The sequence below is a fragment of the Collinsella sp. CLA-ER-H11 genome, from assembly GCF_040092445.1.
GTDB lineage: Bacteria > Actinomycetota > Coriobacteriia > Coriobacteriales > Coriobacteriaceae > Collinsella.
Window position 1 is genome coordinate 40,225 of the sequence record NZ_JBBNLN010000011.1, and the last position, 15,354, is coordinate 55,578.

Below are 15,354 nucleotides of genomic sequence, written 5' to 3' on the forward strand. Positions count from 1 at the left end.
AATCATAGGAGCATGCCCCCCGCCACCAGCATGGCAAGCATCGCGAGCTCGGCCCATTGCAGAAACCATCCGGCCAAATCCCCCGTCACCCCGCCGAAGCGAGACAGGGCAACATGGCGGTACCACGCGAGCGTCAAAAGCCCCGCCACCGCCATAAGGGCGCCGACGGCCTGAGCGCACGCGACCATCCCTGCAGCCGAAGCCGCAGCGAAAGCGCAAAGCGGCACGACGATCGCCGCGCGCTTCTTCGCAGGCGAGAGCCCCGCGGCCATGCCGTCCGCCCGCGCGGCAGGCCAGCATTCTACGGCGAGCCCCGAAAGCGCGCGGGAGAACACGAGCGAGCACAGAAGCGCGAGGAACGCCCCCGCCGTAAGCGGCAGCGCGGTGAACAGGGAAAACTGCAGAATAAGGTACACAACAACACCGATGACCCCGAAGGCGCCCGCCCGCGGGTCGTGCATGATCTCGAGCTTTCGCTCGCGCGGGGCCCAACTTGCAAGCGCATCGGAGGTGTCGCAGAGCCCGTCTAGGTGGATGCCTCCCGTCACCGCCACAGGCAGCGCCGCGAGCACGGCCGCGACGATGGTCGCGGGTACGCCGAGCAGGTTCGCCACGTACCCCCACGCCGTCATGAGGAAGCCTTCCGCAAGGCCCACCAGGGGAAACGCGGCAAGCGCATGGGTTGATCCGAAATCGGTCCAGGCCGATTTCGGGACGGGGATGCGCGAGAACGTTCCGAACGCCGCGCCGATTGCCTCTGCTATCTTCACCTTGTAGGTCCTTCGCCTTTCATCCACACGGGAATCCCGCATACCACTTCGGCTGCGCGGTCGGCCAGCGCCACCACACCCGCGTTCACGCGCGCGAGCGCGCGTCTCCATGCCTCGGTCCCCTCATCGTAGCGCATCCCATCGGCGAACACGTCGACGGTGACCACCACCGTATACGCAGCGGCCTGAGCGAGCCGTTCGATGCCTCCGAGCACCTCGCGCGCCGCAGCGTCGGGGTCACGTGGGGACAAGCCGCCTTCCGCGAAAAGCTCGTTTGCAACCAGGTTGCCCACGTCCTCCAAAAGAAGCGTGCAGCCGTGCGGAAGCCCGGACACTGCGGCGCCCACGTCACGCGTGCGCTCGAGGGTGGAAAACCCCTTGCCCTCGCGCAACGCCCGATGGCGCGCGATGCGGCGGGCGCCCTCTTCCCCGAAGGGCTCCATCGTTGCCAGGTACACGCGAGGGCCGTCGTGCCCGAGGCACAGGGACTCGGCGTAGGCGCTCTTGCCGCTCGCGGCGGCGCCGATGACGAGCGTCACCGTCATTTCCCGGCCTCGAAATGCTCGTAAGCAGCCATGCCAGTCGCCGTGAACGTCTTCCCATCCCGGTACACGCGCAGCACCGAATCCAGAAGGGGCAGATACGCCATGGCGCCCGCGCCCTCGCCCAAGTGCATGCCTGCGTCGAGGGGTGCCTTTATGCCGAGCTCGCGAAGGAGCTCCTGGCTTGCGGGTTCGCTTGATGCGTGGGTGCCCACGAGGTAGCCCAAGGCGTTGGGGCACAGGCGCGCCGCACACAGGGCCGCCGTGCAGGATATGACCCCGTCGAGGAGCGCCGGCGCCTTCGAGGCCGCGGCCCCCAGGTAGAAGCCGCACATCGCCGCGATGTCGAAGCCGCCCACCTTCGAGAGCACGTCGATCGGGTCGGCGGGATCGGGCGAGTTCGCGTCGATAGCGCGCTCGACCACGTCGCGCTTGCGCGCGAGCGAGGCGTCCGAGAGCCCCGCGCCGCGCCCGACGAGGCTACGCGCGTCCGCCCGGATGAGCACTGCGGCCACCGCCGCCGAGGTGGTCGTGTTGCCGATGCCCATCTCGCCCGCGGCGAGAAGGCGTACGCCGGCGCGGGCAAGCCCGCACGCGACGGCGATTCCGACCTCGATCGCGCGAACGGCCCCATCGCGAGACATAGCGAACCTGTGCGCGATGTTGCCGCTCCCCCGCCGCACGTTCGCGCGCACCATGCGCGCGTCTTCTATGCCCCGGGCCATACCCACGTCGACGGGCACGACCTCGGCACCCGCGAACGCCGCCATGCGGCAGGCGCTCGTGGCCCCCTCGCACATGTTGCGCGCGACGGCTCGCGTCACGTCTTGCCCGCTTTGCGACACGCCTTCGGCAACGACCCCGTTGTCGGAGAAGAATACTGCGAGCGCACGGGGAAACTCGGCCACCTCGGCGCTCCCCTGAGCTGCGGCGATACGCGCGACGGCGTCTTCAAAGTCGCCCAATCCCCCCAAGGGGTGCGCGATGGAGTCCCACGTGGCGTACGCGGCGGCGCGGGCGCACTCGTCTGCGGGCGCGATCCGGGAGAGCGCGGCTTCGAGCACGGCGCCCGGCGCCGACGAGAACGCGAGATCGACTTCCTCGCGGATGCAGGCAAGCGCGGTTTCGGTTGCTTCAGCCATGCCGTCTCCTCTCTGCGAACGACGCTGCGGCAGACGCGAACGCGCGCGCAACGTCGGGGTTCGCAGGATAGTACACATGCGGGAAGCCCGCAACCAGGGACGGGGTAGTCGTCATGCACGGCCAGCCTTTGTCGCGCCGGGGCTTTTGCGCCCAGAAGTCGCCGCCCGGGCAGGTGGACTGCCAGTAGTGGAACTCGTGCGCGCGGATGCGTGTGCCGCGCGGCCCGTAGAGCCCGTCGCGTTGGGAAGTGAGCTCCACGTACCCGAAATGGGACAGCCTTCCCCCGTTCTCGCTTGCGCCCTCAAGGGCGCCCGCAACAGGCCAGCGCCGCCCCTCGCTATCGGCGATTTCGCGCTGCAGGTACAGAAACCCACCGCATTCGGCGACCGTCGGCATGCCGGATTCCACCGCACGCCGCACCGCCTCGCGCATCGGCGCGTTCTCGGAGAGCTGCCGCGCATGGAGCTCCGGGTAGCCGCCTCCCAGATAGAGGGCGCTTGTCCCCCGGGGCAACTCGCTATCACACAGGGGGCTGAAAAAGGCCAGCTCGCAACCCAGGTCCTCGAGCGCGCGCAGGTTCTCCTCGTAGTAGAACGAAAACGCCTCGTCACGCGCGACGGCGATGATGGGCCGCGCTCCCGCGATCGGCTCCAACCGGTAAGGTTCCTCGCGGATATCGGGTGCCGTCGCCGCTATTTCGAGCAAGCGGTCGACGTCGACGCTCTTTTCCACCAGCTCGGCCATCTTATCGATGCGCGCGGAGAGCTGCTCCACCTCGTCGGCGGTCACAAGCCCCAGATGCCGGCTTTCGAGCGAGAACGCCTCGTCGGCGGGGATATTCCCCAAAACCGCGACGCCCGTGTGCTTCTCGATCGCAGGCGCCGCATAGGCGCAGGCAGCGGCGCTCGTCTTGTTCAGCACGACGCCGCGCACGTTCGCACAAGGCAGGAACTCGGCGATGCCGCGGATTACGGCGGCGAGCGATAAAGACGCGCCGCGCCCGTTCACCACTAAAACGACCGGCGTTTCCGTGTCGCGCGCAACCTGGTAGCTGCTCGCGTCGGCCACGCCGGGCGCCATGCCGTCGTAGAAGCCCATGACCCCCTCGAGCACCGCGACATCCGCGCCCGCGGCGCCGCGTGCGAGCAGGGCGCGCAGCGCCGGGGCGTCGGTGAAGAAGCCGTCTAAGTTGCCCGAGCGCGCACCCACGACGCGGCGATGAAAGAGCGGGTCAATGTAGTCGGGGCCGCATTTGAAGGCCGCGCATGCAAGGCCGCGGCGCGCGAGCGCGCGCAGGAGCGCGCACGTTACGACCGTCTTGCCGCTCCCGCTCGAGGGCGCAGCGACCATGAAGCGCGGAATGGACGTGCTCACCGGGCACCGCCTTCCCCACCTGCACCACGCGCGCTGACGAGGAACACGGGGTTTTGAGCCTTCATAAGATGGTGCGAGCCTACAGCCTCGGCGCGGGCGGCCGACACCTGGCACGCCTCGAACCCCTTAAAGCGCGAACCCGAGAGGAGCGCGCACGCCTCGGTGAGAGTCTCAACGGTGACGCATGGCACGCACAGGCGAACCTGCGAGTTCTTCTCGAGCGCCGCCTCCAAGATGGAGGGAAGCTCGCCCGCGCTCCCGCCGACGAACACGGCGTCGGGGACGGGCAGTTTCGCGAGCGCTTCGGGGGCGACGCCGGGGACCGCATGCACGTTGCCGCACCCGAATGCATCCGCGTTCTCTCGGATGAGCCGCACGCCGGTCGCGTTGCGCTCGACCGCCCATACCGACCCCGCTCGCGCGACGAGCGCCGCCTCGATCGATACGCTCCCCGTGCCGGCGCCGACGTCCCACACGGTGTCGGTCGCGGTAAGGCGCAGCTTCGCGAGCGCGACGGCGCGCACCTCCTGCTTGGTCATGGGAACGTCGCCGCGGATGAAGAGCTCGTCGGGAATGCCCGAGGAAGCGTACGGCCAGCGGGAGCTCGCGGCGCGGGATGCGCCCGCAAAGTCCGCCGCGGAAGAAGCCGCCGCGGGCGCAGACGCGCCGGCCGGCGCCTCGGAGGCTGCGCTAGAGCCCGCAGGCGACCCGGCGCCGCCTGCGAAATCGATAAGCATCACGTTCAAGTCGTCGAACGTCTGACCTGCGATTTCACTTGCGGTCGCGCAGGTGATGCGCTCGTCGGGGTACGACAGGCGCTCGGCCACCGTCACACGCGCGTCCCCGAAGCCCGCCTGCACAAGCTCGCCCGAAAGCCTCGAGGGGTCTTCCCCGCCCGACGTGACGAGGAAGAGCTCGCCTGCGCGCTCGGCCTCGGCCACGATATCGCACGCCACGCCGTGAGCGCTCGCGAAGCGCCAATCCTGCCATGGACGCGCGAGGCGCGCGGCGAGATACGACGCTGAGCTTATGCCGGGAACAACGCGCACGTCCACCTGCGCGTCGCCGGAGAGCGCCTCCACCAGGCGGCGCGCGCCGCTGAACAGCCCCACATCGCCCGTCATCACGACCACGGCGCGCCGCCACGACGCCGCATCGGTGAGCGCGGCGACGATGTCCGCCGTCTTCACGAGCTCGCATCTCACCACGTCGGGCGGCACGTCGATGCCGGCAAGCGCGCGATGAGCGCCGATGACCACGTCGGCGATGTCAATCGCGTCGAGCGCCGCGCGCGAGAGCAAGTCGGGGTTTCCGGGCCCCGCCCCGATGATCGTTACCTTTCGCATGGAATCTCCCGATACCCGCGCGGCGTGACCATACGGCCGCCTACGAGCTTCGTGTCAGCGTTGCCGACGAACACGGTGGTGAACATGTCGGCGTCGATCTCCCACAGCTCGGAGAGCCTGCACATGCCCGACTGCTGCCCCTCGCGCCCGATGTTGCGTACCCAGCCGCAGAGCGTGTCGGGGGCCTTCCATTCGAGCATAATCTTCGCCGCGCGCGAGAGCCTGTCGGCGCGCTTTCTGCTGCGCGGGTTGTACAAACAGATGCAGAAGTCGGCGCTCGCCACGGCGGCGAGCCTGCGCTCGATGACCTCCCACGGCGTGAGCAGGTCGGAGAGCGACACGACCGCGAAGTCGTGGGCAAGCGGGGCGCCGAGCACCGCCGACCCGCTCTGAGCCGCGGTGGCCCCGGCGATAACTTCCACGTCTACATCGGGGTAGTCCTCCGCAAGCTCCAGCACGGGGCTCGCCATGCCGTACACGCCCGCGTCACCGCTGCACACGAGCGCCACGGCTTCTCCGCTCTGCGCGCGCGAAAGCGCCAGGCGGCACCGTTCGACCTCGTGCATCATCGGCGTCGCGAGATGCGCCGCGTCGGGCACGGCGGCGAGCGCGAGCTCCACGTATTTCGTGTACCCCACAACGATGTCCGCCGCCTCGAGCGCGCGCCGGGCCGCAATCGTCATGCCGTCGGGGCCGCCCGGGCCGATCCCCACCACGAAGAGCTTTCCCATCACCGCTCCTTAAACGAAAGTTCGATAGTTACCTTGGAAAACGCGACGGTCACGCCGCTGTGAGCGAGCTTCGGGAAGATAAGTTTGCCCCCGTCCGCGAGCGCCGCGCGCTCGCACACGTTGTCGACCCCCACCGTCGCGCGCACGAAATCAGATGGCGAAACGCTGCCATCGACTTGCGACAACTCATCTGCGGAATACGTCACAAGCGGAATATTGCGCGCGCGGCAGAAGGTGAGCAGACCCTCCTCGTGCGCCTTCACGTCGATCGTCGCCGCCTCGCGCACGGCCGAAGGCGAGATGCCCGCCTGCCCGCACGCGAGAAGAAACGCCTCCCCGATCACTTCGGCGCACGCACCGCGTCGGCACCCTATGCCCGCAACGATGCAGGGCACGACAAGGCGAAGCGGCTCGGGCGCAGGCGCTTGCGCCCGCACGCCCGCGGGCTTACCCGTCTCACCGGCGGGCACGACCTCGTCCGTTGTCTCCGCCGCGAGAACGGACGCGCCTGCATTCGCGCCAGCGAACGGCGACACGACGATATCGGCCCGAGCGCGGTCGGACGCAATGTCAACCCCCTCAGGCGGCTGTCCCGAAATAGGCATGTCGGGATAGAGCGCCACGCGCCCGCCCGAAAGCAGCCGCGCCGACACTCGCTTGATGGCCTCGGGATTCGAAACGGCGAGCCCCGCACGGCGCGCCCACGTATCCACCACCCACACGCCGCGGACGTCAGTCGCCGTGGTGATGACGGGGATTGCCCCTGCCGCGCGTGCCACAGTTTGCGCAAGCTCGTTCGCACCGCCCAAATGCCCCGATAAAAGCGGGACGGCAAAGCGCCCCGCCTCGTCGATCACCACAACCGCGGGATCGTTTGCCTTCGAGGCGACATGCGGCGCGATCGCCCGCACGGCGATGCCCGCCGCGCCCACGAACAGAAGCGCGTCCGACGCTTCCCACGTGAGCGCCGTCCATGCGCGCAGGTCGGCCTTCCCCTCGCCGAACCCGCGCGAAACGGAAACGTCCCAGCCAGGGTCGACTTCACTTGTCTGCGCGCAATCGGAAAGCGCGTGTGCGGTGCGCTCCGCCAACGCATAACCCCTCTCAGTGAACGCTATGCAGGAAACCCTCATCTAGCGCACCACAATCGTCGAGAAGTAGCTGCCCCGATCGGGCACATCGTCGAGCGAGCGGTACACGCGCTCGCCCGGAAGCCCACAGTCCTCTACAAGCTCGGCACCGTCGAAGGCGCCCTCCTCGCAAAGGAAGCGCTTCGTGTCCGCAAGCGAGCGGCGCGCCTTCATGACCACCTTCGTCCCCGGCCAGCCGATTGCGCGGCCCACCCCGTACAGCACGCCTTTACTCATACGTCGCCCCCAATTCCCCGATAACTGCATCGGCGCCCGACGTACGGAAAAGCTCGCGGCGCTCGGCGTCGAACACGACCGCGGCGATGTCGCATGCGCCCGCCGCGCGGCGGCGCAACCTGTCCTCGATTGCCGCAGCGAGCGAGGCGCGCGCAGCGTCCCCCACGCCGGCGGCCTCGATTACCTCGAGCGCCGCCGTGGTCGTGACCGACGACATGATCTCGCGAACGGTCTTCGCGCCCGCGCCGGCCAAGGCCGCGTGGGCGGCCAGAATCTCCGCGCGGCAGTCGGCGGTACGCGAATGGGTGTCCATGATGCCGCCCGCGACCTTCACCAGCTTGCCGATGTGTCCCACAAGAAGGACATTGGTAAATCCCTCGCGAACGCAGCAATCAATCGCATCGCCCACAAAGTTGGAGATGAAGACCACCGGCGCACCGTTTAGGTGGAAATGCCCCGAGATGAACTGCGCGCCGTAGTTGCCGGGCGTGAGCACGACTCCGCGCCGCCCCATAGCCGCATGCTGCCGGATCTCGAGCTCGATGCTGTCGCGCAAGGCAGCGAGGCTGCGCGGCTCGACGATGCCCGTCGTGCCCAGGATGGAGATGCCGCCCTCTATCCCCAGGCGCGGGTTGAAGGTCTTTTCGGCAAGGGAAACGCCCTCGGGTACCGAAATCGTCACAGCAATATTTCCAGAAAAGCCGTGCGCGGCGCACACCTCGCGCACCGCCGAAGTGATCATCGCGCGCGGCGTCGCGTTGATGGCGGCCGCCCCCACCGGCTGCTCGAGCCCGGGCAACGTCACGCGCCCCACGCCCACGCCGCCATCGACGGAAACTTCCGATTCGTGCGCGGGCACGTCCTTGCTGTCCGCAGCACCCGTGCCCGACCCCGAATGTTCCACGCGCGCGTACACGAGCACGCCGTCGGTCACATCGGCATCGTCGCCTGCGTCCTTACGCACGGCGCACTGGGCGCACCCCTCGCCGATGCATGCGTCGACCACGTCCGTCTCGACGGGCAGCCCGCCGGGGGTGACGATCGACACGAGGCCGACGGGCTTTCGTGACAAGAGCATCTCGCAGGCTGCCTTCGCCGCGAGCGCGGCGCAGCTCCCCGTGGTGTAGCCGCAGCGCAGGCGGGTCGTCCCGGTATATATGTAGTGCTCGAAGGCCACGCTAGCTGCTCGCCTTCCGATACCCCGTGGCAAACGAAGGGTCGTAAAGCTTGCTGCGCTCGTACGACTCCGCTTGCGCGCCGTCGTGCGCAAGCCCGCCGCGAGCCCCGAGCACGCGGCCCACCACCACGAGCGCCGTGCGGTCGATGCCCTCTCGCGCGCCCGCATCGGCGAGCGTGCCCACTGTGCATCGCACCACGCGCTCCTCAGGCCAGGTCGCCTTGTACACGAGCGCCGCCGGCTCGTCGGAGCTGCGGCCCGCGGCCAAAAGCTCGGCGGAAAGCTCGGCGAGCATACCCGAGCTCAGGAAGATGACCATAGTCGAGCCGCTTTCCGCCATGGTGCGCATGCCCTCGCCCGCGGGCATGGGGGTACGTCCGGAAAGCCGCGTGATCACGACCGACTGGCTGATTCCCGGCAGCGTGTATTCCTGGCGAAGCGCCGCCGCGGCACCGCAAAAGCTCGACACGCCGGGCACCACCTCGTAGTCCACGCCGCGCGCGTCGAGCGCGTCCATCTGCTCCTGGATGGCGCCGTACAGGCACGGGTCGCCCGTGTGCAGGCGCACCACGTCCTCGCCCCGCGCATCTGCCGCGCACATCACGTCGAGCACTTCCTCCAAGGTCATGTGCGCGCTGTCGTAGACGATGCAGGATTCCTTGCACTCGGCGAGCAGCTCAGGGTTCACAAGGCTTCCCGCCCAAACGACCACGTCGGCTGCGCGTAGAAGGCGCGCCCCGCGCAGCGTGATAAGGTCGGCGGCGCCCGAGCCTGCGCCAACGATATGAATCATCCGAGCCTTCCCTTCCCGTTTCTCATCGCAACCGTTTACGCCGCCATTCGCGCAGCGGGCAAAACACGGCGCCTGCGGCGGCAATCGGCGCAAATACGCAGGCAGGAGGCGCAATGCCGCCCGCCCTGGCTTTGACACGTTCACAAGTGCCCACTATCATAGTAAAAGATTCGGCAACGAGCATATGACAATCGGATAAAAGGAAATGACCGGCGCGGCGCCCGCACAGCCCGCGCTGGCTTGCGGAGGGAACCAGGTGGGAATCCTGGGCAAGGGACATTACTGTATAGGACGCGCGGGCGAACCGCCTCGCGCCCCAAGCCAGACTGCTTCGCCTTTTCCTCACGGCATCGCCGTGGCGTTAGCTCCTTGTGAACCCCGAGGGGTGCGCTTTTCTTTCGCTTGTGCCGACAAGCAACTGTCGCCGGGGGACCGGCAAACCGAGGAAAGGAAAAACCATGTCCGACCAGATGTCACGCCGCGGCTTCATGGGCGCCGCAGCAACCGGAGCCGTCGCGCTCGCCGGAATCGCGCTCGCGGGCTGCTCCAACACCTCCGCGAGTTCCGAGAAATCGAGTGAAAAGGAGAAGGCCGTGAAGCCGGCCATCCTCGTCACGAGCTTCGGCACGAGCTACAACGACTCGCGCCACATCACCATCGGCGCCATCGAAGACGCTATCCGCGAGAAGTACTGGCAGGACTACGACATCCGCCGCGCCTTCACCGCGCAGATCATCATCGACAAGCTGAAGAAGCGCGACGGCATCACGATCGACAACATGACCGAGGCGCTCGACCGCTGCGTGGAAGACGGCGTGAAGGAAATCGTCGTGCAGCCGACGCATCTCATGGGTGGCCTGGAATACACCGACGTGAAAGACGAGCTCGACAAGTACGCCGACAAGTTCGACAAGATCTCGCTCGGCGACCCGCTGCTCACCTCCGACGACGACTACAAGAAGGTGGCCGCAGCCATTAAGGAGAACATGGCGTCCTTCGACGACGGCAAGACGGCGCTGTGCCTCATGGGTCACGGCACCGAAGCCGATTCCAACGCCGACTATGCCAAGATGCAGGAAGTGTTTAAGAACGAGGGCTTGACGCAGTTCTTCGTCGGCACCGTCGAGGCTGAACCGACCTGCGAGGATGTTATCGCCGCCGCGAGCGCCGCAGGCTACAAGAAGGCCGTGCTCGCGCCGTTCATGGTGGTCGCGGGCGACCACGCGAACAACGACATGGCAGACGAGACCGACCCCGACAGCTGGGCTGCGAAGTTCGTGGCCGCCGGCTTCGAAGTGACGTGCCTGCTCCAGGGTCTGGGACAGAACGTCGCGGTCGACGAAATCTACGTCTCGCACGTGGACGACGCCATCGCCAAGCTGTAAACTCGCCGCGCACGGGGGCGCCGGTCGCGTCCCCGTGCAACGGGCATGCGCCTTCCCCGACTGACGGCGCATGCCCGTTGCATTCGCATCCCGTCAGCCCACCGCACGGCGCGGGCGGTCGAAGCGATTGAAAGGAACCCCCTCCATGTTGAAGAAAACCCTCGCCTTCGCCCTGTCAGCGGCGCTTTTCGCGTTCTCGCTCGCCGGCTGCGGCGGAAATTCAATCGACAGCGCAAAGGCAAGCGATGCCGATTCCCAGGAAAAGACCGAACAGGCGGCCGATGCGCCCGAGGGCGCAAGCGCTGCCCCCATCACCGCCGACAAGGTGCCCGACGGCACCTATCCGATCACCGTAGATTCCAGCTCGAACATGTTCAGGATTGTGGACGCCCAGCTCATCGTGGAAAACGGCTCCATGCACTGCGTGATGACGCTTTCCGGCACGGGCTACGGCAAGCTCTTCATGGGCACGGGCGACGAGGCTGCCGCCGCGAGCGAGGCCGACTTCATCCCCTATGTGGAAAACGCGGAAGGCAAGTACACCTACGACGTGCCCGTTGAAGCGCTCGACGAGGACACCGCCTGCGCCGCGTGGAGTATTAGAAAAGAGCAGTGGTACGACCGCACGCTCGTGTTCGAATCCGCCGGCGTCGATCTACGCGCCGACGCACTGAAGTAACGCCATGCGGTCGATTCTTCCCAAGGGGGAAAGCAGGAAGCGTCGCAGCATCGCGGTGCGCGCGATCGCCTGCGTTCTCGTCGCCCTGCTCGCGCTTCCCTTCGCGGGGTGCAGTGCGAGCCCGAACGCGACCGGTGGCACGGCAGGCTCTCAGGAATACACTGTGAGCGTCTCGCTCTCCGGCGGGTCAGGGCGCGCAAGCATCGCCTCACCCACCACAATTGTGAAGGATGGCGACACCTACACCGCGACCATCACCTGGTCGAGTTCGAACTACGACAAAATGACCGTCAACGGCGTGGACTACGCGCCCGTAAACGACGGCGGCAACTCCACGTTCGAGATACCCGTCACGCTCGACGAGGACATCGCCGTGTCGGCCGAGACCGTCGCCATGTCAACGCCGCACACCATCGACTACACGCTCCACTTCGATTCATCCACCATGAAGGAGAAATCGGGCGACGAAGCAAGCGGCGGCTCCCCTGCGGGAACGGCTTCAAACGCCGCGGCCGACTTCCACAACGCCGATTTGGGCTGCGGCTGGAAGCCGACGGGGACGCTTCAGCTTGAATACGCCGAGCACTTCACTGTCGACGAGTACGAAGGCGGCCTGCGGCTTATCTGCATTTCGAACGGGGAGCGCTTCCTCGTGGTGCCGCAAAATGCAAAGGTACCTGATGGGTTGAGCTCCGACATCGCGGTCATAAGGCGCCCCGCCGACAAGGTGTACCTCGTGTCGTCGGCGACGATGTGCCTGGTCGACGCGCTCGATGCGAACGACAATATCCTCATGTCGGGCACGAAGGCCGACGATTGCTCGGTCGCGGGCTTCAAAAGCGCGCTCGAAAGTGGGGCGATCGCCTACGGCGGCAAGTACAGCGCGCCCGACTACGAGCGAATATCGGCCTCGGGCTGCACGCTCGCCATCGAGAACACCATGATCAACCACACGCCCGATGTGAAGGAAAAGCTGCAGAAACTCGGGCTCGTCGTGCTCACCGAACAGTCGTCGAGCGAGCCCGAAGCACTCGGGCGCGTCGAGTGGATTAAGCTTTTCGGCGTCCTGTTCGACAAGGAAGACGAGGCCGCGCACCTGTTCAACGAGCAGAAGGCCCGCGTCGAGCAAACGTCGGGGCTCGCGTCGTCAGGTAAAACCGTGGCGTATTTCTACATTAACTCGAACGGGGCCGCCGTCACGCGGCGGGCGGGCGACTACGTGGCGCAGATGATCGAGCTTGCAGGCGGCAGCTACGCGCTCGATGACGCGCAGACGGCGTCGACGTCAGGTTCGTCAGTAACGCTTGAAATGGAGCGCTTCTACGCGACGGCGAAGGATGCCGACATCATCGTCTACAACGGCGCCATCGACAAATCGATTGTCACCTTGAACGACTTTGTAGGCAAAAACGCGCTATTGTCGCAGTTCAAAGCCGTGAAGAATGGCAATGTCTGGGTCACAAGCGCCGACATGTACCAGCAGATGACTTCTACCGCCGACATTATCGACGAGCTGCACGGGGCGTTCACCGGCGATGACGCGAGCGACTTCCATTATCTGAGGAAGCTTGGCTAGCGTCATGAGAAGCCGGCTTTCCATGACATACGACGAATCGGGGCGCGCCGCGCGGTGTCGCGTCGTGACGGCGCTGCTCGCTGTTGCCCTCATCGTGCTCGTCGGGGCCAACCTGTGCATCGGGAGCGTGCTCGTGCCCGCAGACCACATCCCCGGCATCCTTTCGGGCGGCGCGGCCAATTCCATGGAAAGCCAAGTCATCTGGGAGATTCGCCTGCCGCGTGTGCTTTCAGCCGTGCTTCTCGGCGGGGCGCTTTCCCTCTCCGGGTTCCTGCTGCAGACGTTTTTCAACAACCCCATCGCCGACCCGTTCATCTTGGGCGTCTCCTCGGGCGCAAAGTTCGTCGTCGCGCTTACGATGATCGTACTTCTGGGCGCGAACCAGGCCATGTCCTCGCCGGCCATGGTGGCCGCAGCGTTTCTGGGCTCGCTTATCACCATCGGCTTCGTGCTCCTCATCGCACGGCGCATAAGTTCCATGGCCATGCTCATCGTGGCTGGCGTCATGGTGGGATACATCTGCTCGGCGGCGACGAACTTCCTTATCGCCTTCGCCGACGACCAGTCCATCGTGAACCTGCACAACTGGTCTTTGGGTAGCTTCTCGGGTTCGAGCTGGGACGACATCGCGGTCATCGCGGTCGTGGTGATCACCGTGAGCGCATGCGTATTCGCGATATCGAAGCCCCTTTCCGCCTTCCAGCTGGGAGAAGCCTACGCGAAAAGCGTCGGCGTGAACGTCGCACGCTTCCGCGTGGTGCTCGTCCTTCTAGCGAGCATGCTCTCCGCCTGCGTGACCGCGTTCGCTGGTCCGGTGTCGTTCGTAGGCATCGCGGTTCCGCATCTCGTTAAGTCGGCGCTGAAGTCGTCGAAGCCCATCCGCGTGATTCCTGCATGCTTCTTGGGAGGCGCCATCTTCTGCGCGGGCTGCGATTTGATCGCGCGCACGCTGTTCTCTCCCGTCGAGCTTTCCATCAGCGCCGTCACCGCCATCTTCGGCGCGCCGGTGGTTATCGCGCTCATGTTGAAGAAGCGGGTGAGGTAGATGGGGGAATTCGTGCCACGGTCTAAAACGCTCGGAGGGGACATTCCATGCTTAGACAGTCCTGAGCTCGCACGAAAGCGCCAGAAGGCACTTTCGGCTCGTGCGGAACTGCGCGCGGAACGCCTCCTCCGAGCGGAGTCGAACCTCGAAACCCCGGTCGAAACGCAGGCTGACGGAGCACCGCTTTTCCGCATAAGCGACCTGTCGGCGGGCTACGACAAGAAGGTCGTAGTCGAAGGCGTCGATCTGGAGGTTCGCGCGGGCGACGTCGTGGCGCTCATCGGGCCGAACGGCTCGGGCAAGTCGACCATCTTGAAAACCATCACACGCCATCTGGCACCGCTTGCCGGCGCGGTCGAGCTCGACGGGCGGGAGATTTCCCGATGGAAGACGGCGGAGTTCGCAAGGAACCTTGCCGTTATGCTGACAGATCGCCCCCGGACCGAACTCCTCACCTGCCGCGATATCGTAGAGGCGGGAAGGCACCCCTACACCGGGCGAATGGGAACACTCACGCCCGATGACCATAATCGGGTCGACGAGGCCATGAAAACCGCACATGTGGAAGAGCTCGCCGAGCGCGACTTCATGCAGATAAGCGACGGGCAACGCCAGCGCGTCATGCTCGCACGCGCCATCGCGCAGGATCCGCGTGTGCTCGTGCTCGACGAGCCCACGTCGTATCTCGATATCCGCTACCAGATCGACCTGCTGCGAATACTTCGCCACCTTTCGAAATCGCGGAATGTGGCTGTCATCATGTCCATCCACGAACTCGAGCTCGCGCAGAAAAGCGCCGACAAGGTGATTTGCGTGAAGGACGGCCGGGTCTTCCGCGCCGGCGCACCCGAGGACATATTCACGCGCGAGACGATTGGCGAGCTCTACGGCCTTCAACATGGCACCTTCAACGAGCGCTTCGGCAGCGTGGAAATTGGGCGCCCACACGGCGATGCGCACACGTTCGTCATCGCCGGCGCAGGTACGGGATCGGCTGTGTTTCGCCAGCTCATCCGGCAGGGCAAGGCGTTCTACGCGGGCGTTCTGCACGAAGGGGACATCGACTGCGAGCTCGCGCGCGACCTGGCGACGGAATGCGTAGCCGAGCGCGCCTTCGAGCCGATCGGGGATAAAACCATAGCCCGCGCCAAAGAGCTCCTCGTCCACTGCGCGCGCCTTATCGTGTGCCCCGCCGCCTTCGGCACCATAAACGCCCGCAACGCAGAGCTCGTCGAGTTCGCACGCTCGCATGGTATCGAGGTCATGCGAGCGTGCGAAGGCGCATCGGAGGATTCCAATGGTGGAGTGGGAAGGATAAACTGGACTTTCTTTTAAGGATCCTCAAGCGTATTGCCGCTCGTATTCCACTGGAGACATGTAGCCCAGGGTGGAATGCATGCGCACCCTATTGTAATAGAGCTCTATG

At 66.0% G+C, this 15,354-nt stretch carries 15 protein-coding genes; 5 read left to right on the forward strand and 10 right to left on the reverse strand.

Features of this window, described 5'->3' with window-relative positions; all coding sequences use genetic code 11:
• Positions 1-2 precede the first annotated feature (2 nt).
• From AAAX35_RS08010 to cobM, 10 genes are read right to left on the reverse strand one after another with little or no spacing between them, the layout of a single operon-like run.
• Positions 3-770 (reverse strand): adenosylcobinamide-GDP ribazoletransferase, encoded by a 768-nt coding sequence (locus AAAX35_RS08010; protein ID WP_349117279.1) that lies wholly within the window; start codon positions 768-770, stop codon positions 3-5.
• Complete coding sequence (locus tag AAAX35_RS08015; protein ID WP_349117280.1) at positions 767-1,315, reverse strand: bifunctional adenosylcobinamide kinase/adenosylcobinamide-phosphate guanylyltransferase; 549 nt, start codon at positions 1,313-1,315, stop codon at positions 767-769. The genes AAAX35_RS08010 and AAAX35_RS08015 overlap by 4 nt, the downstream gene beginning before the upstream one ends.
• Positions 1,312-2,454, reverse strand: a complete 1,143-nt coding sequence (locus tag AAAX35_RS08020) for a nicotinate-nucleotide--dimethylbenzimidazole phosphoribosyltransferase (RefSeq protein WP_349117281.1) — start codon at positions 2,452-2,454, stop codon at positions 1,312-1,314. Before AAAX35_RS08020 ends, AAAX35_RS08015 begins: the two co-directional genes overlap by 4 nt.
• On the reverse strand, positions 2,447-3,829 hold the full coding sequence (locus AAAX35_RS08025; RefSeq protein ID WP_349117282.1) for a cobyrinate a,c-diamide synthase: 1,383 nt from the start codon (positions 3,827-3,829) through the stop codon (positions 2,447-2,449). Before AAAX35_RS08025 ends, AAAX35_RS08020 begins: the two co-directional genes overlap by 8 nt.
• Complete coding sequence (gene cbiE, locus AAAX35_RS08030; RefSeq protein ID WP_349117283.1) at positions 3,826-5,175, reverse strand: precorrin-6y C5,15-methyltransferase (decarboxylating) subunit CbiE; 1,350 nt, start codon at positions 5,173-5,175, stop codon at positions 3,826-3,828. The genes AAAX35_RS08025 and cbiE overlap by 4 nt, the downstream gene beginning before the upstream one ends.
• Positions 5,163-5,906 (reverse strand): precorrin-3B C(17)-methyltransferase, encoded by a 744-nt coding sequence (gene cobJ, locus AAAX35_RS08035; RefSeq protein WP_349117284.1) that lies wholly within the window; start codon positions 5,904-5,906, stop codon positions 5,163-5,165. Before cobJ ends, cbiE begins: the two co-directional genes overlap by 13 nt.
• Complete coding sequence (locus tag AAAX35_RS08040; RefSeq protein ID WP_349117285.1) at positions 5,906-7,039, reverse strand: cobalamin biosynthesis protein; 1,134 nt, start codon at positions 7,037-7,039, stop codon at positions 5,906-5,908. Before AAAX35_RS08040 ends, cobJ begins: the two co-directional genes overlap by 1 nt.
• A complete protein-coding gene (locus tag AAAX35_RS08045) occupies positions 7,040-7,273 on the reverse strand; it encodes a hypothetical protein (RefSeq protein WP_349117286.1) in 234 nt (77 codons plus the stop codon).
• Entirely contained in the window at positions 7,266-8,450 is a 1,185-nt protein-coding gene (cbiD, locus tag AAAX35_RS08050) for a cobalt-precorrin-5B (C(1))-methyltransferase CbiD (RefSeq protein WP_349117287.1), read from the reverse strand. The genes AAAX35_RS08045 and cbiD overlap by 8 nt, the downstream gene beginning before the upstream one ends.
• Position 8,451: 1 nt before the next feature.
• Positions 8,452-9,243: a precorrin-4 C(11)-methyltransferase gene (cobM, locus tag AAAX35_RS08055; RefSeq protein ID WP_349117288.1), complete on the reverse strand. Its 792-nt coding sequence runs from the start codon at positions 9,241-9,243 to the stop codon at positions 8,452-8,454.
• A gap of 458 nt (positions 9,244-9,701) precedes the next feature.
• On the opposite strand from cobM, the gene AAAX35_RS08060 reads away from it, so the two are divergent.
• The 5 genes from AAAX35_RS08060 to AAAX35_RS08080 all read left to right on the forward strand — a co-directional run bounded on the left by AAAX35_RS08060 (position 9,702) and on the right by AAAX35_RS08080 (position 15,263).
• Positions 9,702-10,628, forward strand: a complete 927-nt coding sequence (locus AAAX35_RS08060) for a sirohydrochlorin cobaltochelatase (RefSeq protein ID WP_349117289.1) — start codon at positions 9,702-9,704, stop codon at positions 10,626-10,628.
• A gap of 145 nt (positions 10,629-10,773) precedes the next feature.
• The gene (locus AAAX35_RS08065) at positions 10,774-11,307 is read left to right on the forward strand and encodes a hypothetical protein (protein WP_349117290.1); all 534 of its coding nucleotides are present in this window, start codon (positions 10,774-10,776) and stop codon (positions 11,305-11,307) included.
• A gap of 4 nt (positions 11,308-11,311) precedes the next feature.
• Entirely contained in the window at positions 11,312-12,883 is a 1,572-nt protein-coding gene (locus AAAX35_RS08070; RefSeq protein ID WP_349117291.1) for an ABC transporter substrate-binding protein, read from the forward strand.
• Between the two features lie 22 nt (positions 12,884-12,905).
• Positions 12,906-13,928, forward strand: a complete 1,023-nt coding sequence (locus AAAX35_RS08075) for an iron ABC transporter permease (RefSeq protein ID WP_316365778.1) — start codon at positions 12,906-12,908, stop codon at positions 13,926-13,928.
• On the forward strand, positions 13,929-15,263 hold the full coding sequence (locus tag AAAX35_RS08080; protein ID WP_349117292.1) for an ABC transporter ATP-binding protein: 1,335 nt from the start codon (positions 13,929-13,931) through the stop codon (positions 15,261-15,263). It abuts the gene before it with no gap.
• The last annotated feature ends 91 nt before the right edge of the window (positions 15,264-15,354 follow it).

Coding starts and splice junctions, on each gene's coding strand:
- cbiE (WP_349117283.1), bottom strand. CDS start 5,175: ATGCGAAAGGTAACGATCATCGGGGCGGGGCCCGGAAACCCCGACTTG.
- AAAX35_RS08065 (WP_349117290.1), top strand. CDS start 10,774: ATGTTGAAGAAAACCCTCGCCTTCGCCCTGTCAGCGGCGCTTTTCGCG.
- AAAX35_RS08075 (WP_316365778.1), top strand. CDS start 12,906: ATGACATACGACGAATCGGGGCGCGCCGCGCGGTGTCGCGTCGTGACG.
- AAAX35_RS08045 (WP_349117286.1), bottom strand. CDS start 7,273: ATGAGTAAAGGCGTGCTGTACGGGGTGGGCCGCGCAATCGGCTGGCCG.
- AAAX35_RS08080 (WP_349117292.1), top strand. CDS start 13,929: ATGGGGGAATTCGTGCCACGGTCTAAAACGCTCGGAGGGGACATTCCA.
- cobM (WP_349117288.1), bottom strand. CDS start 9,243: ATGATTCATATCGTTGGCGCAGGCTCGGGCGCCGCCGACCTTATCACG.
- AAAX35_RS08070 (WP_349117291.1), top strand. CDS start 11,312: ATGCGGTCGATTCTTCCCAAGGGGGAAAGCAGGAAGCGTCGCAGCATC.
- AAAX35_RS08020 (WP_349117281.1), bottom strand. CDS start 2,454: ATGGCTGAAGCAACCGAAACCGCGCTTGCCTGCATCCGCGAGGAAGTC.
- AAAX35_RS08060 (WP_349117289.1), top strand. CDS start 9,702: ATGTCCGACCAGATGTCACGCCGCGGCTTCATGGGCGCCGCAGCAACC.
- cobJ (WP_349117284.1), bottom strand. CDS start 5,906: ATGGGAAAGCTCTTCGTGGTGGGGATCGGCCCGGGCGGCCCCGACGGC.
- AAAX35_RS08040 (WP_349117285.1), bottom strand. CDS start 7,039: ATGAGGGTTTCCTGCATAGCGTTCACTGAGAGGGGTTATGCGTTGGCG.
- AAAX35_RS08015 (WP_349117280.1), bottom strand. CDS start 1,315: ATGACGGTGACGCTCGTCATCGGCGCCGCCGCGAGCGGCAAGAGCGCC.